The organism is Leyella stercorea, assembly GCF_019052365.1.
Taxonomy (GTDB): Bacteria; Bacteroidota; Bacteroidia; order Bacteroidales; family Bacteroidaceae; genus Prevotella.
This window is the reverse complement of sequence record NZ_JAHQUY010000043.1, coordinates 16,700-28,009: the sequence shown is the minus strand read 5'-3', so window position 1 is coordinate 28,009 and position 11,310 is coordinate 16,700. Positions and strand designations below refer to the sequence as shown.

The 11,310-nt window shown below is 43.5% G+C and carries 10 protein-coding genes and 1 pseudogene; 7 read left to right on the top strand and 4 right to left on the bottom strand.

Going from position 1 to position 11,310, the window contains the following annotated elements; translation table 11 throughout:
- From KTQ90_RS08705 to KTQ90_RS08690, 4 genes are all read left to right on the top strand, one after another.
- Positions 1-956: hypothetical protein (locus tag KTQ90_RS08705; RefSeq protein ID WP_254359674.1), on the top strand; the 956-nt coding region annotated here is incomplete at its 5' end.
- A gap of 284 nt (positions 957-1,240) precedes the next feature.
- Positions 1,241-1,630 (top strand): plasmid mobilization protein, encoded by a 390-nt coding sequence (locus KTQ90_RS08700; RefSeq protein WP_106813163.1) that lies wholly within the window; start codon positions 1,241-1,243, stop codon positions 1,628-1,630.
- An 8-nt stretch (positions 1,631-1,638) separates the two neighbouring features.
- Positions 1,639-2,862 carry a relaxase family protein gene (locus KTQ90_RS08695; RefSeq protein ID WP_254359672.1) on the top strand — a complete coding sequence of 408 codons (1,224 nt, stop codon included), beginning with the start codon at positions 1,639-1,641 and terminating at the stop codon, positions 2,860-2,862.
- Positions 2,863-2,874: 12 nt separating this feature from the next.
- Positions 2,875-3,480 (top strand): hypothetical protein, encoded by a 606-nt coding sequence (locus tag KTQ90_RS08690; protein WP_217318081.1) that lies wholly within the window; start codon positions 2,875-2,877, stop codon positions 3,478-3,480.
- Positions 3,481-3,493: 13 nt separating this feature from the next.
- Here KTQ90_RS08690 and KTQ90_RS08685 read toward each other — a convergent pair whose 3' ends face one another.
- From KTQ90_RS08685 to KTQ90_RS08670, 4 genes are read right to left on the bottom strand one after another with little or no spacing between them, the layout of a single operon-like run.
- On the bottom strand, positions 3,494-4,174 hold the full coding sequence (locus KTQ90_RS08685; protein WP_217318079.1) for a hypothetical protein: 681 nt from the start codon (positions 4,172-4,174) through the stop codon (positions 3,494-3,496).
- Between the two features lie 55 nt (positions 4,175-4,229).
- On the bottom strand, positions 4,230-5,399 hold the full coding sequence (locus KTQ90_RS08680; protein WP_217318078.1) for an MvaI/BcnI family restriction endonuclease: 1,170 nt from the start codon (positions 5,397-5,399) through the stop codon (positions 4,230-4,232).
- Between the two features lie 16 nt (positions 5,400-5,415).
- Complete coding sequence (locus tag KTQ90_RS08675; protein ID WP_195637946.1) at positions 5,416-7,290, bottom strand: DNA cytosine methyltransferase; 1,875 nt, start codon at positions 7,288-7,290, stop codon at positions 5,416-5,418.
- Between the two features lie 29 nt (positions 7,291-7,319).
- Positions 7,320-7,523 carry a helix-turn-helix transcriptional regulator gene (locus KTQ90_RS08670; RefSeq protein WP_186967193.1) on the bottom strand — a complete coding sequence of 68 codons (204 nt, stop codon included), beginning with the start codon at positions 7,521-7,523 and terminating at the stop codon, positions 7,320-7,322.
- Between the two features lie 350 nt (positions 7,524-7,873).
- On the opposite strand from KTQ90_RS08670, the pseudogene KTQ90_RS13745 reads away from it, so the two are divergent.
- The 3 genes and pseudogenes from KTQ90_RS13745 to KTQ90_RS08655 form a co-directional block, all read left to right on the top strand.
- A pseudogene (locus KTQ90_RS13745) lies at positions 7,874-7,969 on the top strand (DUF4134 family protein); the annotation flags it as partial.
- Positions 7,970-8,017: 48 nt separating this feature from the next.
- On the top strand, positions 8,018-8,317 hold the full coding sequence (locus tag KTQ90_RS08660) for a DUF4133 domain-containing protein (RefSeq protein ID WP_005816074.1): 300 nt from the start codon (positions 8,018-8,020) through the stop codon (positions 8,315-8,317).
- Positions 8,318-8,439: 122 nt separating this feature from the next.
- Entirely contained in the window at positions 8,440-11,145 is a 2,706-nt protein-coding gene (locus KTQ90_RS08655; protein ID WP_008021336.1) for a TraG family conjugative transposon ATPase, read from the top strand.
- The last annotated feature ends 165 nt before the right edge of the window (positions 11,146-11,310 follow it).

The window sequence follows — 11,310 nt, the reverse complement described above, 5'->3', positions numbered from 1 at the left end:
CAGGTTGCAAGGCGAGCTCTATGTTATCGCAGAGGACATTTCCCCAAGGAGAGGACGGCACAGATGATTTTCTCTTTACTAAAAAAAACAGCCTTGCCAGTTATGGTTATAATATTCAAAATTCACAGAACATGGACAAACAAAAGATACATTACTGCTTCACGCTGTCCGATGCACAGATGGAGTATCTTCGCTGCAAGAAGTACAAGATTGACCGCATGGAATGCTTCATGTCTCTTGCCTCTCTTGCTGAACGTGAAACAACTCTTGTTTCTATCAGCAAGACCCAACAAGTGGAAATCTTGTGTGGGCAATGTATGGTTGACAACACCCAACTTGCCAAACTCTGGGATAAAGACCGCAAGACCGTTCCCAAACTATTACAGGCTATGGAGGCTGTGGGCATTTCCTCTTCACAAAAAGTTGGAGACAACCGCATCATTACCCTGCATTCTCTCTCTGGTTGGTATGTGGACGGAAAATTTGTCAAGAACGGCTTTTCATTGAAGCGCAATGCGGATGGCTCTGCAATCGTCCATACGGAAGTTCCAAAAGCAAGAGTAATTGTTATGACAACGGAGGATGATACAAAGTCGGACAAGGAAGATGGGCATTCTGCCAATGGAATATCCGATACTGACAACAAGGGCAATTCTTCTACGGCAGAGATTTCTTCTTCCCTAAATTCTGCTTCATCTAATGATAATGGAAGTGTGGGTAAGGTCGAAACTAATGACAATCTTTCCGATGCTGTTACTGGTGGAATTTCCCCACAACAAAATTACTCCAGACAATCTGTTGGCAATCCTTCTTCCATGCAAGAAGCAGATGCCAAACAGAATGAAGGAGAACACAACACATATCCACAGCATATGGCAGGAGGACAAACACAACAGTCTAACGGTTCTAATGCCAATGGTTACAAGCCTAACAGTTACCATAACGGCAATCAATAGGCATACAGAGGCTAATGAGCTACCATACCGATAAATCATCCAAAAGGACGATTTACAGCATAGACTACCGTCAAGCTGTTATACGTTTAAGCAGCCTTGGGGACGGACGCTGTTAAAAGTGCCGTCATTTTATAGGTACTTTTCGAGAAATCCTTTTGTAATACAGAAGCCGTGTCCGTCTTTCTGTATTCCTAAAAGTTTCTCGGACTACTCGCAGGCTCGCAGTCGTGACCACCTTTGCAAGGTGCTTGTAATCATCCCATTTTAATCAGAGACAAGAACAAATGAGAAAGAAGAAAATCGTAAGGAAACCGCCTACAGAAGTCCATACCTACCGATGCACGGAAGAGGAATTGAAACGTCTCCAGACACATGCCAAGGAGTGTGGGTTAAGCCTGAGTCGCTATGTCGTTGAGACTGGCTTAAAGCACCGTCCACGCATGAGGCTCACCAAGGAAGAGGTGGACGCTCTCAACTCTCTCGCCATCGCAAGGACGGATTTGATAAAAATCAGCAACGTGCTATCCAAGAAAACGGCTGAGGAAAAGGCTCGGTTCTTCAAGAATGAGAAGTTCATGCGATGGTGGATTGATGCCGTTGCAGGACTTATCCAACATTGGTATAGCATTGAAGAGAATATCGCTACAAACGTACAGACCAAATCAAAGGAGTAATCATGATTATGCTCGCAAAGGTAGTATCGTATGGAGGCAATTCCGTAAGGTACGCATTGGAAAAGGAGAATGCAAAGACGGTCAAGGTGAACAATATGCCCGATGGTCTTGACCCTACCGCCATCTGGTACATGATGAAGCATCATTGCCAATATCATCAGGCAGAAAGAACTGTTGGCAGAAAGTTGGAAAGGTTCATGACCACTTTTGTACTTTCCCCATCAAAGGAGGAATCTGCCAACTTCACGATGGAAGATTGGTCTAACCTCCAAGATGAAGCCTTGGAAGTTTTGGATTCAGTTGGACTTACGCCCAATGGTTTCTCCAATGAGATAAAGACCAATTTCACCAATTCTATGAATGTGGGTGGACTGCACTCTGACTCCAAGTCAGGAACGCTGCACCTTCACATTGACTGCTGTCGTGTGGATATGGAGGGTAACACCAACGATGTGCATGATATTCATCTTCGGGCAATGAAGGCTGCGGAAATCATCAATATGCGCCATGGATGGGAACAACCACAGGAAATTCGGAATATGCGGAAGGTGGAGCTTGCGGAGGATTGTGAAAACACTCTCAAAGATATGCAACAGTTCAACATAGACAGATACTTCAATCTGTTGCGCATGAAAGGCTATGAGGTAAAGCCACGCTACGACAAACAACGGAAACTTGTCGGCTACACAGTCGGCAAGAATGCTTCTGTGTTCAAGGCTTCTGAGATTGGCAGAAAGTTTATGGCATCAAAGATTGAAGACACATGGAAGAAACTGCACCCACAACCTACACAAGTCAAGACAAAGCCTGTTTCTCCATCCGTTGCTCCTGCGCTTCGCCCAGTTCGTCCTATCGTTCAAACTCCAACTGCATCACAACCAAAGGCACAAGTTCAACCTTCAAAAACAGCATTCCAAATCAACATTGGCGATGGAGTTAAGAAGGTGTGGATTCCGAACTCTGTCAAAGATGTCTTTACTAATGAGGTTCAGATTCCAGAGGACAATGATATAGCGACTACAGAGAATGTCGCTCATGTAGCGATGCTGTTGTTTGCAGGGTATATTGACGCAGCTACTTCCATGTCTGAGTCATGTGGCGGTGGTGGTTCTGCTCCTTCTTCTGGTTGGGGCAAGAAGGATGATGAAGATGACTGGAAGTTTGCCCACCGTTGCGCACAGATGGCTCACTCTATGTGCAAGCCTAAACCACGTTACCGTTTCCGTAGATAAATCAATGATAATATGGCAATCAGAAAAAGTAAGATAAACATAGACACAGAAGAAAGAACCGACTTTGAAAACATGATGAATGATGTCGAAAACGAGGTCGAAGAACAGCAAGCCAAAGACGGACTTGTAAACCGTGTTCCTGAGTTAAAGCAGTTGAGTGAGGACATTGACAAGGCTACAAGCACCTTCATCAATGCCACACTTGAACTGGAGTCTGCCATTCAGCAGTATCAGCGTGCGGAAGTTCAATTGGGTGGTGCTGTGACTACCATCGGCAAAAAGGTAGATACCATCAATCAGCACATAAACAAGGTCTTGGAGAATGCACCGAACCAATTAAAGGTGTCTGTGAATGTCAATGATGCTGACTGGCAGAAGATTCAAGAACTGTTTTCCAAAGAACGCCAATGGATGACCTCACAGATGCAGATGCATATCCGTGAGGTCAATTCCATGTTTGCCGATGAACGGAAGAAAGTCCGTGAACGCTACAAGGAATATGATGGCTGCTATCTCGGTCACTATGCCCAGTGGTTCTTTTGGTTCTTCTTTACCATTGGAATTTTTGTGGTTGCAGGTGGTATAGGCATGATAATTGCACAGAATTATGTCAAATAATAACCAGCAGACTTTATTTATGGTACAACTTTCGCAATTCCTTGTCCAAAGTAATAATGTAATTTATAATTTCAGCAAAATAGCCAAGCCCATATTGCCTAATAAAAGTACGTCTTGCATCAAGAAGTAGATATGGATTTCCCGTAACAGTGGCTATACTTTCTTTAATCTCATTAGAGCCTAAATGACTCTCGTATAGTTTTGTTGTTGCGGATTCTACATACTTGTTGTTAGAACCATGTGAGTAAGGATTTCGAAATGAGTTCTTTAAATAAAGTAGCCTATCACGTTCCTCAGAAGTTATAATGTTCTTTTTGTAGAGTGTTGCAATATTTTCACCAAGATTTTTTTCTCCATATTTATTTAATTCCTTCTCATATATGTTTTCAAAATCATATCCGTCATCCAAAGTTCTACCATTGGCTTCATGGTAGACTAAAGTCAATTTGACCATTGTTTCAAATAGAAGATTGGTCAAGGTTATGGCTGCCATGTATTTTTGGAGAAACAGACAGTCACATATTTCTTGAATATCAGGCAATAGAGATTTGAGAATACGCAATTGAGTGTTGCTTAAATTCATAAGCAACAAACGAGTATTTGTATCACTTTCTACAGAAAGACCTGTCGCTATCCGTTGTGAAATTTCTTCTTCGGTAAAGTTTTTCCCTTTATAATTAATTGTGAATGACATAAGCTTTTTATGGTTATAAGAACTTGTTTGTGGAATTGGCATTCTAATATCAACCTTAAATGTTATATATGACCGACTCGGGAAACAATAACGGCATACCTTTCTTCTTGATTTTGAAAGAGTATGTATCACCATGTCCACTTGGACGGCAAAGCAACAAATCAACAGTTATAATGTTCTGTTCAAGAAGTACATCAAATTGACCAATATTAGGATTCTTTGTATGCTCTATCTGTTTGTAGCGAAAGTATTCCTTACCGTTATTTAACTCGTTTTCCACCTCAATCCAGAAAGTTTCACGATGCTTTATTTGTAAGCGTTGGTGCAACTTTACCAACCTCCAAGCTGCAACATCTTCGACTTTTCTTCTCTCCGCTTGTAGTTCAAGGAGTTCGTTTGTATGGTTGACATTCAAGAACAACATTTGACTGTTTGGTGGCGTACATTGAACGGTGTTTTGGTAAGTCTTGAAACCATCTTCATTGATATAGCCGTACTTATCAACTATTTCTCGTCCAGACTTCAATTTACTAATTCCCCAATCTGGCGTTTGAGTAAATAGTACATTCTTCTTGCTGCTTCGTTTATCCCGATGACTTTTCAATTCTATTCCTTTGTAATCAGGAGTTTTGTCACTGTTCATACTGATTCCAAGGAAAGACTCTATAGTTCTACCGATTCCTGTATCAGCTGTTACTTCTGACTCAAACCACTGGTCTTTAACAGCACGGAAACGTCCAAGAAGTTCCTCAGAAACCGAGTTTCCCTCTTGGTTGATAGCTTTCAAAACTTCCTGCATAGGTGTAATTATGGCGGAGTTGTAGCATTTTTCAATATCAATGTGAGTGATATTGATGCTATATAATGTTTTTTCATGCCAAAACAGTACATGAATGTCGTTACCTTCAGTATATGAACCAAAGCCGTAAACCCACATTCGAGGGTCACCTTTCTTTGTATTAGGGCGATAAAAGGAGACCTTTGTAAAGAATTGAGTCGTGTCTGTAAGAATACATGCTGCTTTAATCTGCTTATGTTCTTGACCTTGAAGTTGTTCTTCATAGTTATGAATACCATTTTCAAGGAAATAGGCTCGCATAGGAGCAGTAGAGTCAAGAATACCCTTACCTAAACCAGTAGGGGTAATCTCAACTTGTGTAAACTTTACATTGTGGTTTACAAGAAATTTCAAATTTTTTTGCTCAAAAGCAGTAAATGGACGCATATTAACCATGTGATTTCTACTTTATATGTTTCAACAATGTATTGGCAATTGCCCTTGCCATTAGTGGTGGAACAGCATTACCTACAAGTGTATATTGAGGTATCTCTTTTTGTCGATTGTTACCACCTGTCTGACGTTTCCCCTGGAATACAAACGAATCGTCAAAACTCTGGAGACGAGCCATTTCACGAACTGTCATTGGACGATACGCAGAATAATGAATAAAGTCATCTGGCATTGTACAAACTGTAGGACTTTGTCCGAGAGGATTCAAAACTACATAGTTTCGTTTCTGAGACTCCAGTCCTTTCTTTTTTAGTTCAGTCTTTGCGTCATCATAATCCCCATGTGCGGCAATAATTCGCAGTCGCTCACGAACTTTTTCGTTTTGCTGACTTGTTTGGTGATTGAATAAATCCATGTGCTGATATTTCTGAGGTTTATCCAACTCGTTCATATTCAATACATAGAACGGCTCACTGTCGAATGTAAATCGATGCCCCAAGCGACCAATTCTTGACCATTCAGAAAACAAAAGTCCACGTTCATCTGGCTCACCTTGAATAGCTCTTTGAATTTTTGTTTCTTCAAATTTCAGGTTCAACTTTGGCTTCTTATACGAAGTTACTGTTTCGCCATTTCCAATCATATCCAAATCCCAAAGTGCTTCATAAACTTTCACTTTCTCGCTATCACTGATGGTGGCAGGAATCTCTTTAATAACCTCTTGGTCATTTCTGCAACCAATAAAAACTACTCGCTCACGATTTTGAGGAACACCATAGTTTGAGGACAAAAGTATAAATGGCTCTTCGATATTGTAAAGCCGAATTTCTTTCATCATTTCATTTAGATGATTGAGAAGGTCTGTTTTTCCTTCGAGTTGCTCTTGGATATATTCTATACACTCATCAAAAGTAGATGTCAGTATTTCCAAGGACTTCTTTAAAGAATGCGCAGCATCTGCACAATCTCCCATTTTTGCCACTTTGTCAACAGCATCTAAAGTCTTTTCAAGAATCTGTTCATCTGATATTGTCTCAATTATAGCATTATAGCCATCCATAAAAGTGTCATTGTCAATATGGGCACTGGTTTTTAATTGAATGACCTGTTTGCGGATAGAATCTCTTTGCTGTTTCATTTTTAACAACAAAAGACCATGACGAATAGTATTTACACTTTCGTCACTCTTGCTTATACTATACGGCAAATGTTTAGTTACATCCTTTAATTGTTGCTCAAGATTCTCAAAGAAAATCTCATTCTGCTTGTCCCAATTGTCAGTGGACGTTTCCATACAAAGCCTAATATATAAGGCATAGTATAAGGATGTTGGCATCTGTGGTTTCAACACATCGTCCAAGAAAGCATAGAGTTGATTCATTTTCGCATCATCAACGATAGATCTGATTTCACGAAGAATTCTCTCTTTTATTCGTCCTTCATCCTTTGTTAGTATTCCTTTTACATTCTCCATTACAAAGTATTTTGGACGTAAAGCCTTGATTACCTTTAGGTAATGAAAGAACAAGTCATCACGTTTGTCCAGCTTCTTTCTACGTCCAGCAAGACTAAACGACTGGCAACTTGGACCGCCTGTTACAACATCGATTTCTTGATTACCTATTTCTTTGAGAAGATTAGGTAAAAAAGAATCTTCCATAATATCTTGACACATGAATTTAGTATCAAGACCAAGCATCTTATTATAACGAACACGATGTGTAAGCTCACAATTCTCGTTAATATCGCTTGCTAAACGAAAATCGTAATACTTGTCATCCGTATAGGCTTGCATGAAGCCCTCACTGAAGCCACCAGCCCCAGCAAACAAATCAAGATATGTAATACCCTTTCGGGTTGAAATAAACTCTTTCTTTTCAGACATAATTATATTTTGCCATTTATCAAATTCTGTTATTCAACTCTTACCAACTCGGTATAATTCACTTCAAGAAGTTCTGCTATTCGAAGCAAAATTTCTAATGTTGGTTGAGATTGATTTGTACACCACTTTGAAACAGTTGTGGGGTCTTTCCCTAACTGTTCAGATAACCATTTACTGGTACGATGCTTTTCTACCAGAACCATTTTTATTCTATTTAAATCTTTTCTTTCCATAATTCAACCATTGTTTGTGGACAAAGATACAAATTATATATCTATAAAACGATACTTTATTCATTATATTGTATGTCATAAAACAAATTTATTTGATTTTTTTCATATTCACCAGGGAAAATTCTATTTTCTTTGTCGAATGTCATATCTATTTGAATACGTTTATTTCTTTAATTTTGAGTTTCTCCAAATGCCAAAATCGGAAAATTACCTTTGTTTTCAGTGTTAATTTATGTTTTCTCATGCTTTCATTTTGAGGTTTCTTGATTTTGCTGTTCCTAATTTGTTTCTTTCGTCATTTCGTCATCCTAATTAGTATTGATTATCAGCACATTACGGACAATCAGTAAGATTTGAAAAAGAAGATCATGATGGTCGTCGGCGCATGTATTTTCCTCATTGCAGCAGCCCAGGCACTGCCTCTGTTCTTCGGCATTGGAGGTTAAACGCAGCGTGAGATTGTGAGTATGTAGAACGTTAAAACACTGACAGTTATGGCAGATACAAAGCAAGAGCGTTTTCCGGATTATCCCATTTTCAAGGGACTGCAACGTCCATTGGAGTTCTTCGGGTTGCAGGGACGCTACATCTACTGGGCGGCAGCCACCGCAGGAGGAGCCGTTGCGGGTTTCATCCTCGGCTACTGCATCTTCGGTTTCGTGGCAGGACTCGTGCTGCTAGTCCTCGCCGTAGCTGTCGGTGGCGTTCTCATCGTCATGAAGCAGCGCAAGGGCTTGCACAGCAAGAAGAGTGACAACGGCATATTCATCTATGCCTATTCAAAGAAAGTGTAAAACAAAAAAGAGAATCCATTATGTCCAAGTGGAAAGCTATCAATGATTGTAAGTGAATGGAGGTGGGGGCATCACGCATGAGGGTGCGCCCGCCTTTTTGCGATTAAAAAAGAAAAAGAACAATGACCCTATACATCATACTCATATTCTCAGCCATCTGCGTGGGCATGGCCATCAGTGTCAAGGCATTCGGCACGGGAGGGAAGCGCAAGCGCATCTTCCAGGACATCTACTTCTCCATCGAGGAAGTGGATGGCATCGGCGTGCTCTATACCAAGACGGGCGAATACTCCGCTGTTCTGAAGATGGAGAACCCTGTGCAGAAGTATTCCGCCAACATCGAGGCCTACTATGAGTTCACCCACCTCTTCGCCGCCCTTGCCCAGACCTTGGGCGAAGGCTATGCGCTGCACAAGCAGGACGTGTTTGTGAGGAAGGCATTCAAGGAAGAGAACGGTGGAAATCATGAGTTCCTGAGCGAGAGTTACTTCCGCTATTTCAACGGCAGACCCTTTACCGACAGCGTCTGCTACCTCACCATCACACAGGAGAACAAGAAGAGCCGTCTGATGTCGTTCGACAACAAGAAATGGCGTGACTTCTTGGTGAAGATACGCAAGGTGCACGACCAGCTGAGGGATGCCGGCGTGAAGTCCCGATTCCTCGGCAAAACGGAAGCCTGCGAGTATGTGGACCGTTTCTTCTCCATGAACTTCCGTGACAAGGTGGTGTCGATGACCAACTTCAAGGTCGATGACGAGACCATCGGCATGGGGGACCGTAGCTGCAAGGTGTATAGCCTTGTGGATGTGGATTATGCCAACTTGCCGTCGGTCATCCGTCCCTACGCAAATATCGAGGTGAACAACACCAGTATGCCCGTTGATCTCGTGAGCATCGTCGATAGCGTGCCCGGAGCCGACTGCGTGGTGTTCAACCAGATGGTGTTCGTGCCCAACCAGAAGCGTGAGCTTGCCCTACTCGACAAGAAGAAAAACCGCCATGCCTCCATGCCCAACCCCAGCAACCTGATGGCTGTAGAGGACATCAAGCGTGTGCAGGAGGTGATAGCCCGTGAGAGCAAGCAGCTCGTCTATACCCACTACAACCTCGTGGTGGCAGTGAGCGGCGACACCGACATACAGAAATGCACCAACCATCTCGAAAACTCCTTCTCGCGCATGGGCATCCACATCAGCAAGCGGGCCTACAACCAGTTGGAGCTGTTCGTCAACTCTTTCCCCGGCAACTGCTATGGCATGAATGCCGACTACGACCGATTCCTCACCCTCGGCGATGCCGCCACCTGTCTGATGTACAAGGAGCGCATCGTGCATAATGAGGACACCCCGCTGAAGATATACTATACCGACCGCCAAGGTGTGCCCGTAGCCATCGACATCACAGGAAAGGAGGGAAAGGAGAAGCTGACCGACAACTCGAACTTTTTTTGTTTGGGTCCTTCGGGCAGCGGCAAGTCGTTCCACATGAACAGCGTGGTGCGTCAGTTGTGGGAGCAGAACACCGACATCGTCATGGTCGATACGGGTAACTCGTATGAGGGACTCTGCGAGTATGTGGGCGGCAAGTACATCGCCTATACGGAGGACAAGCCCATCACCATGAACCCCTTCAACATCAGCAAGCGGGAGCTGAACATTGAGAAGATAGACTTCCTGAAGAACCTGATACTGCTGATATGGAAAGGCTCGGAGACGCAGATACCCGAACTGGAGTTCCGTGTCGTGGAGCAGTTGGTGACGGAGTATTACGATTTCTATTTCAACGGTGTGCAGCCCTATCCTTCCTCACAGAAGGAGACACTGAGAAAAAACCTCTCCACCATGGAGAAGCGGCGCGGCACGGAGCTGACGCAGATACACGACAAGGTGGAGAAACTCATCAAGGGACTGGAGGAACGGCGCATGGCATTGAGCGTGAAGACCCTCTCCTTCGACTCATTCTATGAGTTCGCCTGTGAGCGTCTCGACCAGATCTGCATCGAGAACAACATCACCACCATCGACTGCGACAACTTCGCCTATATGCTCCAAAACTTCTACCGTGGCGGCAAGTACGACAAGATTCTCAACGAGAACGTGGATAGCACCTTGTTCGACGAGACCTTCATCGTCTTCGAGGTGGATGCCATCAAGGAGAACAAGCAGCTCTTCCCCATCGTGACGCTCATCATCATGGACGTGTTCCTGCAGAAGATGCGCCTGAAGAAGAACCGCAAGTGCCTTGTCATCGAGGAGGCATGGAAAGCCATCGCCTCGCCGCTGATGGCCGAGTACATCAAGTACCTATACAAGACAGCCCGAAAGTTCTGGGCGAGCGTGGGCGTAGTGACACAGGAGATACAGGACATCATCGGCAGTCCCATCGTGAAGGAAGCCATCATCAACAACTCCGACGTGGTGATGCTGCTCGACCAAAGCAAATTTCGTGAGCGATTCGACGAGATCAAGGCGATATTAGGATTGACGGATGTGGATTGCAAGAAGATATTCACTGTCAACCGCTTGGATAACAAGGAGGGAAGAAGTTTCTTCCGTGAGGTGTTTATCCGACGTGGATCGACGAGCGGAGTGTATGGTGTGGAGGAGCCGCACGAGTGCTATATGACCTACACCACCGAGCGAGCTGAGAAGGAGGCATTGAAACTCTATAAGCATGAACTGAAGTGCAGACATCAGGAGGCTATCGAGCGGTATTGCAGAGATTGGGATGCCAGTGGCATCGGGAAGTCGTTGGCATTTGCGCAGAAGGTCAATGAGGCGGGGCATGTGCTCAATTTGACGGACGATGGAGCCACTCGCCGCTGACACGGCGAGCACGGGGGCTGATTGATGGAAACGGAAATCCCGGAATAGACGTAAAGCCCAGATGCCCGAAAGCAAAACTTTCGGGAACGGTGGCTGGGTAGTATTTACGATTAGTAGTAAATACGATTAGTAGTGAATACTACCAATAGTAAATACTACAAGTAG